Raw genomic sequence first — 13,887 nt, 5'->3', positions numbered from 1 at the left:
AGTATAAAACTTTCTTACTGCATACTGGCTAAAAGCGTCACGTCCTGTGACAACGCCAGCACTGGCACGTCCTGTGCGTCGTGAGTGCGGCTAAGGCTTTCGCCATAAAGGCTTGGGGATAAGCCAAGTTTTCTAATAATTATAGAACATCATTGTTATTTTGCTGTGCTTCTTGTATTTGCTGGCGTGTATCATGTAGTTGTTCATACGCTTGTTGAAATTGTGGGTTTTCCGTTGCCTCGGTACCGTGTTTTTGTGCTTGTTCTAATTGGTTTTCAGCTTGACGTAACTGTTCATCTGCTTGTTGTAGTAATTCTAAGTCTCTGCCTTGTGCTTTCCGAGCAGCTTCTTGTGCCGCATGAATCTGCTGGCTCGCCTGTTGTAATTGTTGATGTAGGTCCATGTCTGTACCTCCATTTCGTTTAATCATACCGATCGTTACTAGTGTTCCTTGTATGAAAGGTGTTATGTACGTTACAATCGATTCTCTTTATGATCGATGGATGATTTGCAATGTAAGGATATAAAGTAAATAAACACCTAAATAAGCCCCTGTTATTAAGAAGTAGGGATTGAGAAATAACGCATGAATATTTGTCATAAATACAGTGTTATCTTTAAGTATGGTATAAATAGCGATCGAAGCAATATTTCCAAATACGAGAGCAGCTAGGAGTGCAAAAATGTGAAATATTGTATGAAATTGTTTCCGTTTTCGTTGCATGATAATCATTAGTATTGGCATAACAATGCTTGCTGAAATAATAAGTAGCTTCATCACGATCACCTCTATCTTATTTTTCCCCACCTCAAAATAAATATTTACTATTTCACACTAGTGGGGGAGAGGTAACCACAAGGGAGATCATAAAGAAGCAATCCAAAAATCAGCCACAGCCTATATCTTTTTTATTTTGTTTCTTTGCAGGAATGGCCGTTACGTGTATCTATTATGCATTTGGATTTTTAATACATAGAAATCAAATAACAATCAAATCGGCGTGGAATTGGTATAAGGCATAACAATCCTCGTACCAATTTTCCTTCAAATATTTCTGAATAGTATATAAATATGGTGAGATATAAGAAAAGTTTGTGAAGAAACGTACTTAAACGGGCAAGATAGCTTAGGGTGCGGTCTGATTATCTTTTCAACAATCGACCGATTGAGGAATACTGTATGTTAAAATTTATACAAAGCATATATTAAGGAGGTAACAAATATGTCTACAGATATTATTAGCATAGTAGCTTTACTATCTATCGTTATATGGAGTGCGGTGTCCCGAGAGATTGTAAAATCCTCAAAAAAGAATGATAAAAAGAAAAAAGGACAAAAAATAATAACGTTAATGTCTGCAGGTACCTTATTAACACTAATTCTGACCATCTCACTTTATCAAAATGTCCAGTCTTAAAAAATGAGGTTAGTTCTGCACTTTTCAGTTCAAAAAGTTGAAGATTGATAAATACCAGTTCACATCTTCAGCAAACGGCCATTTAGTGGAAATAGACAATTGAAAACAAATTAAAATACCAGAAGAAAATTAGTCTATTGTGTAGCTAATTGTCCTTTTTTCCTATACGAAATCCGCAAGTTTTCAGCAAGCTAATTAACAAGGGGAATAACGTGAATTTGATTAGTGTCTAATAATTATTAGACGATAGCTAATTTACATACCAATTTCTATGTTAATTCGCATTAAAAACCTACCTAATTCCTTTTATTACAATAAAAATAGAGAAGCCAATTTATTTGCTAATTGCTTCTCTAAAAATAATGTTATTTATGTTTTTCTCTCGGTCAACGGAACCCGTTATTTAACACCAAGCTGTTTTTTCGTGCTTTTTTAAATAGTAGTCCATCACGTTCCTTATAAAAAATGTTTAAAAAATGATTGCAAGGATAACCAGTATAATAATGATGGTGCCAATAGAACCTACTGCTTGCCAAAATGCATCTTTCTTTTCTTTTTCCGCAATGAGTTGTCTGCGTTCTTCCCTTTCTCTTTCCCGGTCTTGTTTTACCTTTTCTAGTCTTTTTTGTTCAGACAACACGTCATGACGCTCTTCTGATTCCTTAAGGAAGCGATTCATTTTTTTCTCAAAAGCTTCCCGTTTTTGTGCTTGATTTACATGATCATTGTTATGATGGTCGTTTGATGCTGTATCTGATAATTTGTCTTTAAATTGTGGAATATCAAAATCCACAACTTCAAGCCCAACGCTTAACGCAATGGCTCTTGCTCCACGGTCTGCTGTAATAAACAATGCTTTCTGTTTTGTATCTTGTTGCTTTTTTATGTAGGAGGCAATAATGTAGTCATCATGATTATGTCTAGAGGATTCTAATCCAACTGATTGAACAAATGATTCGTTGACTGATTGCGCAAATGATGCTTTTCGTTTAATGGCGTATTCAATACTTCGAAGTGCTTCTCGTCTTTTAGCAGCATCCTTCTTCTTTTCTTCACGATCCCACGCCTTGGAGGCTTTTTTGGAGTCCAATTCTTCGTATACTTTTCGGCTAATCCATATTGTTTCTTTTTTTAATTTTTCTAAGATATTCGGTGTATCCATTAAAATATTCGTATCGAAAGAAAAGGCATATCCTTTGTTACGATATTTATCTAATTTTTTTACTAAATATTGACTGGCATCACTCATATTGTATCCCCCAATTTCCGATATCCCGAGTCGTGGACTGCTATTTGTTGATTGAAATCATAGTTGCTAGTATAACACACTTAGCGTATGATGCAGTGAATGTGGTAAGATTAAGAATATATCGTTAAAGGAAAAAGGTGGGTGGTACAATGCCATTTAAAAGGATTTGTTCTTGTGATTTTCAAACAAAAGTCGCCTCGTCCAACATTTGGATCTAGTAATGGTTTTATTTATGATCAGGTAGTATGTAATTATACATGATTTAGTTGAGTAAAGTGAACAAGCGTATGTTCATGTCACTATCTGATGGATTTTGGCGCAAATAGCCACCTGTGAGCGATGATGAGACTATAGAAGAATGATAATGGAGTAAAGTTCGTAGCATGATTAGAGTAGATATGTTGAAATACTTTTTCACTTAGGTGGCTTGTACTCATATAGGTTAATTCATCCCCATAGTATTTTTCATACGACGGATATCCACTTTATTATCCCACGTATCATTACGTAATAGTTCAAGATTTACATTGATGTCTTTATTCGCTTCCTTTAAAGAATTAAATTCTTTGGTATGGGAGACATTCATTCCATCAAATTCGGCTTTTAAGTATTCTTGACCAGATTGTATGGCGTTTAATAATTGACAATGATCATCTAATCTCATTTCAACATTGTCTAATCGTTGGTTGATGCTTACAAATTGTTGATCGTGCTCATCTAATTTCGCTTCAATACTATCAAACCGCTGATCAATAGCTTCGAACCGCTCGTCAATTGCCTCAAAGTGACGATCAATAGCTTCGAGTCGTTTGTCAATTGCCTCAAAACGACGATCATGCTCATCTAGCTTTGCTTCAATGCGTTCAAACCGTTCGTCAATTGCTATAAATCGTTGATCGTGTTCTTCCAGTTTGTCCATGATTTTTTCCAACATACCCATAATTTTTTGTTCCATGATTTTCACCTCCTTTATGCTATTTATAATTATAGCGTATCCCGACTAAAAAAAGTAATGACTATGACACATCTCTACAAAAATCCTTGTTTTGTGATTGAGTTTAACATTGTAGAGTTATCGTCCATGTAAACCGGCCTATTTGCTTCCAAAAAAATAGATTGCTATGATTAAAAAGACATAAAAGATGGAATTGTTACGTATTTAAATAAATTAGGTCTCGGTTAGTAGGGTGAAGGAGGAACTTTCCAATGGAAATAAGTACAACGGATTGTACATCAAAAGAAGTGTATAAATTATTGTCAGGAACGGTGGTGCCACGTCCAATCGCCTTTGTTGCAACTAAAAGCAAAACAGGAATCGATAATCTAGCACCATTTAGCTTTTTTACACCAGTTTCCAGTGAACCCCCAACCATCATGTTTTCGATTGGAAAGCGGAATGGGAAAAAGAAGGACACACTAATAAACATCGAACAGCACCGGGAGTTTACGATTAATATTGTGACCGAGGATATTGCGCGTGCCATGCATCATACTGCTGCAGATTTTCGTGCCGATGTGAGTGAATTTGCGGAGGCTGGGTTAACGCCAGTCCAAGCAACAATGTTAGATTGCATGGCAGTGAAAGAAGCTCCAATTCATATGGAATGCACCTTAGAGCAAGTGATTCCAGTTGGGAAAAACGATATGGTACTAGGTCGTGTTGTTCATTTTCGGATAGAGGATGGGTTGTATATGGATCCATATAAAATAAATCATGATATATTAAAGCCACTGGGCCGTTTGGCAGGTAATGCGTATTCCTATACAAGGGATTTTGTGGAATTAAAACGGGAAGTAGATCCAGATAAGTTGCTCGATTGAAGGCAAATTACCGCTAATAAGATAGGAGGATTCACATGAAGCTATTGGTATATTTAGCGGTCATCCTTCGAAACTTTTCTCTATTATCTATCATTTTTATTTGTACCTGTGATCTTTTTATTTTGCCATGATTCAAAAGAGAAAAGCTTAATGGAAAGGGGGGGTATGTTTTGATTGCAGAAATGTACAAGCGGCGGGAAAAGCTAGGATATGTCTTTTTAGGATTCGTTATACTGATCATCGTTGGGTGGTCGCTATTTCAGACACCCGAAACAACAGGGGAATGGCTGGAAATGCTGTTTTTCCTATTCCCGCTTGGATTGGTTTTCACCATTATTATCATGAGCCGTTCCCATTACAAAAAGGTAAAGGATATTGACATTCCCCATTCAGAGCAGCGGGTACTCGACCTGAATCATGTAGTGATTAAAAAGGATGTGGGGTTTACACCAAGGTTACTGCTTTTTGAGAAGGATGGGAAATTTATTGGTATGGTGAAGCCGTTGAATATTCCGTGGTGGGTGTATCCATTTCGTATTTTTAACGAGTCGATGCTTGAACTCTTTCCGTTAACTTACGGATTTATATACCATGATGGCGAAACCCAATTCACATTCCAGAAAAAAGGCTGGTTGAAGCAGGTGAAGCTAACGATTTTTGACCAGGAGAATAAGGGGATTGGCACATACATACAGGAGGAACTGAAGGCGTTATTTCATATTAAAGGCAAGTTGTTTAACGAAAAGGAAGACCCGATTCTCTCTATCAAAGCATCCGGTTTGTCTGGAGACTTTAGCTGGAATGATGAAGCAGGTAATCAATGGGCTTACTTTTACAACGGAAAGTTTCCTCACGAATACACAGATATATTCAGGGATACGCATAATGATATTGTAGAGTTGTCAGATAAGCTTTCCAAACAGGATAAGATCCGGCTGCTTGGGGTGATTGGGTATTTATTTATGGCACGAGTGAAACAGTAAAGTAAAAAAGAGCAGAATTGCTGAACCAAGAATGAAGAAACAAAAGAGGAAAGGGGGGGTTTTGAACATGATGGGTTTACTTAACCTTGGTAGTCTCGTACTTGGTCTAATTGCTTGGGTATTTCCTATTGTTAATCTTATGCAATATAAAAATCATGATCATTGGAATTGGGTTCCTCTCTCCATTATAAGCATTAGTGCTTGTGCCGTTTCGCTATATTTCCAGATAATCTATGGCCATTATCTAGTTAACCTTGAGGATTGGTCCGATCTAATGGATACTAGGGGTGCTGTGATGCTCGTTTCATCCGTTCTTCTCATAGTCACGATCATCTTAAATGCCATTACTTTGATGGTATACCGTGACAAAATGAGAAAGTAGGTTGTCAAATTTGAGTTTGTTAGATTAGAATTAATTCATCATATAAACGGATTCATGCACACTTTTCGTATTATGTATTGAAAATTGCGAAAGTGTTACTTTCAATTTAAACAGGTACTTTAACGAAAGAAGGAGTTTTTTACTGCAACACCTATCACTTTTATTGTACTATTTCAGGACAATGGTTCCGTTCTTACAAAAAAGTACCTCGTCGATGAGGTACTTTTTGTTATGCAATTTATTTTCAATCTTACATGTAAATACAAATTTGGCAATAGGTTGTTGCTTAAACAAAATCCAAGTCACCCCAGTTGTCATTATCATTGATTAAGGATTTGAGTAAGACAAGTCCTTTTTCAAAGTCATTCAAATCAGCTACTTCTACTGGGGAGTGGGAATAACGACGTGGGAATGTTATTGCACCAGCTACAACCCCTTCTCGTTCTAGATGAACAGCTGATACGTCTGATGTTGCACCAGGTAATGCTGCTAATTGGTATGGGATGTTCGCTTTTTCTGCATGATCAATAATTAGTTCTTTTATTTGTGGTGCCATAATATTTCCACGAACCGAGCTCCCAGCTAATGCAGGGATTACTGGTCCTTTGCCAATACCAACTGGTAATGTTCCGATACTATCTGGTGTATCTGCACATGGAATGGTATCGATAACAAAAGCAACATCTGGATTAATTTTATAGGTTGCCACTTTCGCGCCACGTAATCCGACTTCTTCCTGCACGGTTACTACACCAACTAATGTACCACTGAATTCCCGTTTTTCGAGTGCTTTAAAAAGCTCAATAAGGAGAACACAACAGCTTCTATTATCGATTGCTTTCCCGCATATTAAATCCTCATTGCTAAATTGTTCGATGTCACTTATATATGTAATGGGATCTCCTATTTTAATTCCCATTTCTGCCACTTCTTCACTGGAGCGGACACCAACATCTACATACAATTCGTTTAGTTCTGGCTGTTTTTTTCGTTCTTCCGGTGTTTGCAAATGACCTGCTTTTACACCAACAACACCAAAGTGACCATTTACATTCACTTTTCGTCCCACTAATAATGCTTCAAGCACTCCGCCAGTTTTTTCAATACGGATAAATCCATTGTCATCAATGTCTTGGACGACACAGCCAATTTCATCGGAATGAGCGGATACCATCGTTGTAGGTCCTGGCTTGTTTCCTTCTAAATAAGAATACACATTTCCCATCTTGTCCACTTCAACTTTATCAGCATGTGGTTTAAACCCTTCGACAAGTGCTTTGACGACATTCATTTCCTGACCTGGTGTTCCTTGGATACTTGCAAGTTCTTTTAGTTGGTGTAAGAACTCTGTTTTAAACATTTAGTTTTCCTCCATTATTTTGATATTTCTTATAGTTTGCCATAAAACATACTTTTTGTACAATTCAAATGATTTTAATTGATTAATTAACAAAAGCGTAATATGATGATACAAATTACATCTATCAAGGAGTGGAGCATGATGATCCATAAAGTAGACTTAACATCTTACAATCTACATAGTTCATTCAGTAAAGATTATCAACCTATTTTGAATGTGAATTCTGGTGATACTGTTCAATTAACGACACCAGACATCCAATCCTGCTATTCAAAAGCAAAAGGGGAAGAACGTGTTCACATCGAGACAAGGATAAAGAATGAACAAAAAGGTCATCCTATTATCGGTCCTATCGCTATAAATGGAGCGAAGAAAGGGATGGTGTTAGAAGTTCGTTTAAATGAGCTTACACCTGGTTGGTATGGAACAAACTGGGCTGGTGGTATTCCAAACTGGCAAAATGAGAAACTAGGATTGGTAGATCAAGAGAAAATACAAGTAGATTGGGAGTTAGACGCACAAACGATGTCTGGCACCACACGGATTGGAGGCCGCGATCTTCATGTTGGATTAGAACCATTTATGGGATTAATGGGAGTAACACCGGCTGAACCAGGTGTTCACTCGACACGACCACCACGGTATTGTGGAGGAAATATTGATTGTAAGGAATTGGTCAGAGGTAGTAGCTTGTTCTTACCAATTGCTGTAGACGGTGCACTGTTCTATACCGGGGATGGTCATGCTGTACAAGGAGATGGCGAAGTTTCAGGAACAGCAATTGAAGCACCAATGGATTTAGTAGATATTACGTTTAAACTTCATGACGACATGGAACTCACAATGCCACGCGCATGGACCCCAGCTGGATGGGTGACATTTGGCTTTAACGAAGATCTTAATGAAGCTGCAGCGGTTGCCTTAGACGAAATGGTAGTATGGATGCAACATCTATATGATATTAAGAAAACAGAGGCCTTGGCATTAGCAAGTACTGTTGTGGACCTCCATGTGACCCAAGTGGTAAATGGAGCAAAAGGGGTACATGCTATCCTGCCACATGGTGCAATTCGATAGAAAGGTATGGAAATTTTATTACATGTTAACTGGCAGGCCGACTAAAACGTGACATCCTCACAAAAGAAAAACGCTTTTGCTGCGTGCGGTGTGTCGCTGTTGTAGCTTTCCTTGTCCTGTGGCAACGTCAGCGTTAGCACGTCCTGTCAAGTCGAACTCCCATCGAATGAGTAAACTTTATAATAGTAGCTTAAGACACACGTTATTTTTTGTGTGTCTTTTTTAAAAGATATAAAAAGTTGGCCTCATTACTGTCTTATATAGGAAAGGCCACGTCCAGCTTCGATGGACAGGACGTCCTAGTGCCGATGAAGCCACAGGACGTGGCGTTTTCATCGGCCAGCGCCTCCCCCCCCCTCGAGGTCATAAGTCGATCCTCTTTGTGGCAAAAAACGCTACGTCGGGGCTTGGCTTATGCTTGGCAGATAAGAAAAACTTTCTTACTGCATAAGTGCAACTAAGGCTTTCGCCACTTGGCGACAAGCCAAGTTTTCTAATCAGGGGTGATCAAGGCGCTTGCGCTTTTGCTCTGGTACGCATTTCTAAATGCTGTTAAACTAAATGAAGAGTACATGAAAAATGGGAAACTTTATTATTTTGCTTGTTTTTCAGGCTGGCTGATCGATTTATCCCAAGATTTCTAGTTAATGGGTTACTTTTGTAGGTGGTGATTTGTTGAGTCTTATCTCGAAGACAAGGTGGGGCTATATTCTGATAGTTTGTTCTTATGTCAGTTACCTTAGTATTCATCCCAAGGATACGTTTATGTTCATATGGCATTCTTTCATTTTTACAATAGGAGTAGCATTATTAGTGTATAAAAACATCAAGACTAAGTCTACCAAAAAGAGTAGAATCATACTGTTAGATTTACTTTTTATACTGATAACGCTACTTATTGCTTTAATCCCATCTCCTTATGGAATTTCTTTGTTTGTTGCGGCAATTGTTGGAGCTATTTCAGCTATCTATTTACCTATTTTTTCATTTGGAAAATGGTGGAAAGTTGATTCGTAACTAAAAGAATCATCCAAAGAGGTGAGATATCATCATGATTTGGCTTGTTGTGCTAACTTGTCTTATCTTGAGTTACTATTTTATAATAAGGCTGTTTTCTAAGAGATTGTTGCTTTCTAGTATGGAACGTCATGCATATAAGATGGATAATGCGCAATAAATTAGCGCCGTTGATTTCCACTTCGGACAGTCGCTTTCACCACGGGCATAAGTGCGACATCTGTTCAAACTTTACGTTTTCACAGTGTCTTCTTTACCCGCGGACAACGCTTTTAGCTTCCTCTATAGAAAAGCGGAAGTGCCTTGGTTACCCCCGACAAGCTTAAGCCGAGCCTCGGCGTGGCATTTTGTGCCCGTGATGAGGATTGACTTAAGACCTCGAGGGGGTAGGCACTGTAGCTAGACATCGGAAGCAAAAACCGCTTCCTGTGGGATCTTCAGCTGTTGTTTTTTCCGCAGTAGTCGACTGTCCTACGCTCCAATCAACTATCGTATAAACACAATATTTATAGGAAATGTTGATCATATCAGTGGAGGAAATACACGGAGACTCCTGCGGGAATAATGGCCTAGGTGAGACCCCGCAGAGCGGAAAGCTCGAGGAGGCTCATCAGCCACCCGCGGAAAGCGAAGTGTATTTCCGGAACGGGTAAACGCTCTAAAAATCGCTTATTGCACATAATATAGATTATGTGACGTAGAAGACAACAACGTATGCGAAAAGATCCTATAATAAAAACGAATTCAAAACCTATCGAAAAGTGTTTTAGCTTATTATCTCAAGTCTTTTTCATAGTCACAATTACCTTACTATGGAGCGATGAATTGTTTGTCTTCGTTATAAATATAAGTTTGTTTTTCCCCTTTGTATTTGGAGTATTGGGAATTATAGCTGGATGGTTCGGCATTAAGGGTAGTGTAAGAATAAGCTTACTAGTAATAAATTCCTTAGCATTAGCTTTTTATCTAATTGTGTTTCTTATAGGAACAGGTGGTTTCAGGCAGCCGTAATTTTAGAGGAATCTAACAAGTATTCGTATAGATGCAGCATAACATAAAGTGAAGGGAGAAAAGGTATGGACAATCAATGGGAGATAGCAATTCATTCTCTTTCCCAGATTACCGTTTATTCAAATCCAAATAATGAACCTGTCACCATTTATGGTGACGCCGATAACCTGAAGTGTGTTGGTGTTGGAACAGATGCAGCCGTTTTCCAATCCCTTGACGCTCCAGCTTATGCATTTAAAATATATGCAGAGGACAAAGTATCCAAGATAAAAGTAGAAGAAAACATTTATAGTATATTAGGAAATTCCCCATACTTTCCAACTTGTTTTACTGCTTACGATAAATACCTCGTGCTAAGTTATGAAGAAGGACCAACTCTCTATGATTGTCTCCTCAAAGGAATTCATATTCCAAGTCAGGTTATAAAAGATGTGGAGGATGCAAGAGAATATGTACGTAAAAAAGGATTAAATCCACGAGACATTCATTTAAAAAATATTTTACTACAAAACAATAGAGCAAAAATAATTGATGTATCAGAATATATACAGCCAGGGAATGATTTTCGATGGGAGCATTTGAAAAAGGCCTATGATGAATACTATCATTTAGTTGATGGAAAATCTATTCCTTTTTGGTTAGTAGAAACGGTCCGCAAGTGGTATAACCAACAGAATAAGTATTTTTCATCATTCGAGGAATTTATGCAATTCATTTTGAAAATCATGTCATTTAGGAAATAAAAAGACTAATCTTTGAATGGTCGATTTAGTGATGAAATATTTCTAAAGAAAGGAAGAAATGGATTGCCACATAAGAGATGAGGAAAATATAGAGTTAAGCAGGGGGGAATAACAAAATGCCAACATGCCAAAGTTGTGGAAAAACCTGGACTTGGAAAAAAACGTTTCGAAAGCTTTTTACATTAGGTACGGTAATGGTTTGTCCGGATTGTGGGAAAAAGCAATATATGACTGCTAAAACACGGAAATTAGGTGCTTTCTTTTCTTTCCTTGCGCCTATCATTATGCTAGTTACTCTCCTGTTTGATCTTTCGCCATTATGGACATTGGGAGGTATACTCGTATCTTTTGTGATAGTGATTGGCCTTTACCCATTTTGGATTAAATTAGCAAATGAAGAAGAACCACTATGGTAGGTATGTTTAGGTACTAATGAGGGAGGAGGGTGCTAGATGGATTTTTATAAAGTTACTGGAATCATCTTTATTATTATGTCAGGATTTTTGTATACATTAGAAAATGGTTTTTCGATCCTTGCTACTAGTATCGTTCGTGCAGGCTTTTATGCTGGAACTATGACAGGTGGAGTCCCAGAAGTAGAAGGTAGTGGCTTATTTGATAATACTTTTGTTCCACTTTTTTTGATTATTGGGTTAGTCTGTTTCAGTTATGGATATAAAAAGAGTCCTAATACCAATTGACGATGTCTAGCAAGGGGAGAGTTGGAATGAGAATAGTATTAGAATTGCTACGGATTATTTTTATTTTTGGCTTTCTTGGGGCATTAGGTTGGACCTTAATTGAAGGTGTTTACACAATCAATGAAAGAACAGAAAAGTATTCATGGCTAGGTGGCATTGGGATATTTATGTTCCTTTTTGTTTTGTATCGAAATAGATTCCAATTTTCTGGTTGGTACAAAGGAAAAGGTCGGAAAAAACTCCCTAAAAGGATTACATCAACATTTATTGTAATGGCAATGGTCCTTATTATTTCCCCATTGCTACTTGGACTTTTTTAAAAAGGTAAGAAAAAGTTGGCCTCATTACTGTCTTATATAGGAAAGGCCACGTCCAGCTCCAGCGCCTACCCCCTCGAGGTCATAAGTCAATCCTCTTTGTGGCAAAAAACGCCACGTCGAGGCTTGGCTTATGCTTGGCAGGTAAGTAAATACTTACTGCATAAGTGCAACTAAGGCTTTCACCACTTGGCGACAAGCCTAGTTTTCTAATCGGGGGTGATCAAGGCGCTTCCAGCTTTTGTTCTTTTTAATGTGTTGCGTCGTAACTTGAAAAAGTGTGTTCACCTTCTTAGGAAATGTACTTTAGTGAGCTGGAGATCGAGCACTCTCGCTTAAGTTTCGGGATTCATTACTTTTCAGTGAACAATCGAGTATGAAGGCCAACCAAAAGTGAATCGAGACAGCAATCTGTCAGTTTTCAATCTTTTACACAAGAGATCGACTGAAATCAAAATTATATTGTTATTAAAAAATTTTCCTTATTTAATTTAGAATTATCCGTCAACTATGTTTCACTTCCCCTTTTTTCTTGGTATAATATAGCAAAGGAAGGGGAGAAAAGGCAATGGGAAAAAATGTTTTTCCTGGGAGGTATACGGCAGAACAGGATGGCCAACTTGTTGTTTTTTTGATAGGGATGCGTGTCAATAAGTTATGGGCTATACATAAATGGTTTCCAGTTTTTATGGCAATGCCTGCTATGATTCGTGAGCTTTATGGAAATAGGGAGTTAGGCTTTCGTTCCGTTGAAACATTTTTCAAGCCACGTACTATCCTAATGGTTCAGTATTGGTGTTCTGAAGAAGAGTTATTATCCTATTCTAAACAAACGAAACATGTGGCTGCATGGAGAAAGTTTAACCAAAAGGTAGGGAATAATGATGCAGTCGGAATCTATCATGAGACATACATATTAACATCAAAAAACTATGAAGCGATATATGCGAATATGCCAGTATTTGGCCTAGCAAAAGCAACAGAACATAAACGAATAACCCCTAGTAGGAATAGTGCTAGAAAACGACTGGACTTATAAGTTATCAGTGATTTTCGTTTTCCACCGATAATTCACAGATAACCAATGAGTGATCTGAATACTTATCGATTCTTTCTTTGTGGGAATGGTAGCTCACCAGTATATTTTCCTTTAAAGCAGGGGAGACATAGGCATAATCTAACCTGAAACCATTGTCGGCATGACTATACCAAGTAAAATCATTTACACGGTTATGGTATACACGCCAGGAATCAATCCATCCCATGTCGTTCAATTCATGCATATATTGGACTAGTTTAAATGGTGTCCCCTCACCATCCTCTGTTAAGCCGGTATTAAAATCACCTATAATAACACTTTTCGAATCTAGCTTATGCTTTGCATATTGAATGATGGACTCCCAATGGTTCTCTTTCCCCCATTTATCACCAATACTAGGGATATGGACACCAAGTATGAAAAGGTTAAAATCATTTAAATGGACTTCATTCCAACGATGTTTCGCTTGGGGTAGATAATCATGATGAATTACTGGTACTTCAAAAGGGATTTTTGATGCAATGAGGATACCATTTTTACCTTTGGGTGGGTTTGATCCTTGTTGAAACACCCAACCATTCTCGTGGAGTGACCTGTGAAGCTTGTTGCCTGATTCATTCTCTCTGAACTCAGTGATGACGTTAATATCTGCATTATGTAAAATAAATGATTGAATGATGTGTTTGATTTTCTTTTTTGCACCACCATGCCTGATATTCCATGTTAAAAGCTTCAATTTCTTTACCATAACGATCCTCCTTTTAAAGCA

At 37.7% G+C, this 13,887-nt stretch carries 17 protein-coding genes; 11 read left to right on the top strand and 6 right to left on the bottom strand.

The features are described 5' to 3' along the window. Positions 1–139: 139 nt before the first annotated feature. Positions 140–403, bottom strand: coding sequence for a hypothetical protein (locus GHC26_RS06005; protein ID WP_226376872.1), 264 nt, complete (start codon positions 401–403; stop codon positions 140–142). 87 nt (positions 404–490) lie between these two features. Continuing rightward, on the bottom strand, positions 491–778 hold the full coding sequence (locus tag GHC26_RS06000; protein WP_163970357.1) for a transposase: 288 nt from the start codon (positions 776–778) through the stop codon (positions 491–493). A 445-nt stretch (positions 779–1,223) separates the two neighbouring features. Here GHC26_RS06000 and GHC26_RS05995 point away from each other — a divergent pair, with 445 nt between their 5' ends. Beyond that, positions 1,224–1,418, top strand: coding sequence for a hypothetical protein (locus GHC26_RS05995; RefSeq protein ID WP_163970356.1), 195 nt, complete (start codon positions 1,224–1,226; stop codon positions 1,416–1,418). Between the two features lie 469 nt (positions 1,419–1,887). Here GHC26_RS05995 and GHC26_RS05990 read toward each other — a convergent pair whose 3' ends face one another. Further along, positions 1,888–2,667 (bottom strand): PIN domain-containing protein, encoded by a 780-nt coding sequence (locus tag GHC26_RS05990; protein WP_163970355.1) that lies wholly within the window; start codon positions 2,665–2,667, stop codon positions 1,888–1,890. Positions 2,668–3,109: 442 nt separating this feature from the next. Next, the gene (locus GHC26_RS05985) at positions 3,110–3,622 is read right to left on the bottom strand and encodes a hypothetical protein (protein ID WP_163970354.1); all 513 of its coding nucleotides are present in this window, start codon (positions 3,620–3,622) and stop codon (positions 3,110–3,112) included. Between the two features lie 251 nt (positions 3,623–3,873). Here GHC26_RS05985 and GHC26_RS05980 point away from each other — a divergent pair, with 251 nt between their 5' ends. The 3 genes from GHC26_RS05980 (at position 3,874) to GHC26_RS05970 (ending at position 5,853) form a co-directional block, all read left to right on the top strand. Beyond that, complete coding sequence (locus tag GHC26_RS05980; protein WP_163970353.1) at positions 3,874–4,488, top strand: flavin reductase family protein; 615 nt, start codon at positions 3,874–3,876, stop codon at positions 4,486–4,488. 170 nt (positions 4,489–4,658) lie between these two features. Further along, on the top strand, positions 4,659–5,471 hold the full coding sequence (locus GHC26_RS05975; RefSeq protein WP_163970352.1) for a hypothetical protein: 813 nt from the start codon (positions 4,659–4,661) through the stop codon (positions 5,469–5,471). Positions 5,472–5,538: 67 nt separating this feature from the next. Further along, the gene (locus GHC26_RS05970) at positions 5,539–5,853 is read left to right on the top strand and encodes a hypothetical protein (RefSeq protein ID WP_163970351.1); all 315 of its coding nucleotides are present in this window, start codon (positions 5,539–5,541) and stop codon (positions 5,851–5,853) included. A 286-nt stretch (positions 5,854–6,139) separates the two neighbouring features. Here the strand turns inward: GHC26_RS05970 and GHC26_RS05965 are convergent, their stop codons facing one another. Beyond that, entirely contained in the window at positions 6,140–7,213 is a 1,074-nt protein-coding gene (locus tag GHC26_RS05965) for a M42 family metallopeptidase (protein WP_163970350.1), read from the bottom strand. A gap of 141 nt (positions 7,214–7,354) precedes the next feature. On the opposite strand from GHC26_RS05965, the gene GHC26_RS05960 reads away from it, so the two are divergent. The 7 genes from GHC26_RS05960 (at position 7,355) to GHC26_RS05930 (ending at position 13,118) form a co-directional block, all read left to right on the top strand. Continuing rightward, complete coding sequence (locus tag GHC26_RS05960; RefSeq protein WP_163970349.1) at positions 7,355–8,290, top strand: acetamidase/formamidase family protein; 936 nt, start codon at positions 7,355–7,357, stop codon at positions 8,288–8,290. Positions 8,291–9,103: 813 nt separating this feature from the next. Next, a complete protein-coding gene (locus GHC26_RS05955; RefSeq protein WP_163970348.1) occupies positions 9,104–9,307 on the top strand; it encodes a hypothetical protein in 204 nt (67 codons plus the stop codon). Between the two features lie 1,076 nt (positions 9,308–10,383). Beyond that, entirely contained in the window at positions 10,384–11,061 is a 678-nt protein-coding gene (locus GHC26_RS05950; RefSeq protein ID WP_163970347.1) for a serine/threonine protein kinase, read from the top strand. Positions 11,062–11,177: 116 nt separating this feature from the next. Continuing rightward, a complete protein-coding gene (locus GHC26_RS05945; RefSeq protein WP_163970346.1) occupies positions 11,178–11,477 on the top strand; it encodes a TIGR04104 family putative zinc finger protein in 300 nt (99 codons plus the stop codon). A 36-nt stretch (positions 11,478–11,513) separates the two neighbouring features. Beyond that, on the top strand, positions 11,514–11,762 hold the full coding sequence (locus tag GHC26_RS05940) for a hypothetical protein (RefSeq protein ID WP_163970345.1): 249 nt from the start codon (positions 11,514–11,516) through the stop codon (positions 11,760–11,762). Between the two features lie 26 nt (positions 11,763–11,788). Then, entirely contained in the window at positions 11,789–12,082 is a 294-nt protein-coding gene (locus GHC26_RS05935; protein WP_163970344.1) for a hypothetical protein, read from the top strand. 565 nt (positions 12,083–12,647) lie between these two features. Then, positions 12,648–13,118, top strand: coding sequence for a DUF4188 domain-containing protein (locus GHC26_RS05930; protein ID WP_163970343.1), 471 nt, complete (start codon positions 12,648–12,650; stop codon positions 13,116–13,118). 4 nt (positions 13,119–13,122) lie between these two features. Here the strand turns inward: GHC26_RS05930 and GHC26_RS05925 are convergent, their stop codons facing one another. Then, complete coding sequence (locus tag GHC26_RS05925) at positions 13,123–13,866, bottom strand: endonuclease/exonuclease/phosphatase family protein (protein WP_163970342.1); 744 nt, start codon at positions 13,864–13,866, stop codon at positions 13,123–13,125. Positions 13,867–13,887 lie beyond the last annotated feature (21 nt).

Source organism: Oceanobacillus halotolerans (genome assembly GCF_010993955.1).
Lineage (GTDB): Bacteria > Bacillota > Bacilli > Bacillales > Amphibacillaceae > Oceanibacillus_A > Oceanibacillus_A halotolerans.
The sequence above is the reverse complement of the archived record's forward strand: the minus strand, read 5'-3'. Positions and strand labels throughout refer to the sequence as shown.

Excerpts from the sequence above, each read along its gene's own strand:
- GHC26_RS05960 (WP_163970349.1), top strand. The coding sequence starts at position 7,355 with ATGATCCATAAAGTAGACTTAACATCTTACAATCTACATAGTTCATTC.
- GHC26_RS05925 (WP_163970342.1), bottom strand. The coding sequence starts at position 13,866 with ATGGTAAAGAAATTGAAGCTTTTAACATGGAATATCAGGCATGGTGGT.
- GHC26_RS06005 (WP_226376872.1), bottom strand. The coding sequence starts at position 403 with ATGGACCTACATCAACAATTACAACAGGCGAGCCAGCAGATTCATGCG.
- GHC26_RS05970 (WP_163970351.1), top strand. The coding sequence starts at position 5,539 with ATGATGGGTTTACTTAACCTTGGTAGTCTCGTACTTGGTCTAATTGCT.
- GHC26_RS05995 (WP_163970356.1), top strand. The coding sequence starts at position 1,224 with ATGTCTACAGATATTATTAGCATAGTAGCTTTACTATCTATCGTTATA.
- GHC26_RS05950 (WP_163970347.1), top strand. The coding sequence starts at position 10,384 with ATGGACAATCAATGGGAGATAGCAATTCATTCTCTTTCCCAGATTACC.
- GHC26_RS05985 (WP_163970354.1), bottom strand. The coding sequence starts at position 3,622 with ATGGAACAAAAAATTATGGGTATGTTGGAAAAAATCATGGACAAACTG.
- GHC26_RS05935 (WP_163970344.1), top strand. The coding sequence starts at position 11,789 with ATGAGAATAGTATTAGAATTGCTACGGATTATTTTTATTTTTGGCTTT.
- GHC26_RS05930 (WP_163970343.1), top strand. The coding sequence starts at position 12,648 with ATGGGAAAAAATGTTTTTCCTGGGAGGTATACGGCAGAACAGGATGGC.
- GHC26_RS05965 (WP_163970350.1), bottom strand. The coding sequence starts at position 7,213 with ATGTTTAAAACAGAGTTCTTACACCAACTAAAAGAACTTGCAAGTATC.
- GHC26_RS05940 (WP_163970345.1), top strand. The coding sequence starts at position 11,514 with ATGGATTTTTATAAAGTTACTGGAATCATCTTTATTATTATGTCAGGA.
- GHC26_RS05990 (WP_163970355.1), bottom strand. The coding sequence starts at position 2,667 with ATGAGTGATGCCAGTCAATATTTAGTAAAAAAATTAGATAAATATCGT.
- GHC26_RS06000 (WP_163970357.1), bottom strand. The coding sequence starts at position 778 with ATGAAGCTACTTATTATTTCAGCAAGCATTGTTATGCCAATACTAATG.
- GHC26_RS05945 (WP_163970346.1), top strand. The coding sequence starts at position 11,178 with ATGCCAACATGCCAAAGTTGTGGAAAAACCTGGACTTGGAAAAAAACG.
- GHC26_RS05980 (WP_163970353.1), top strand. The coding sequence starts at position 3,874 with ATGGAAATAAGTACAACGGATTGTACATCAAAAGAAGTGTATAAATTA.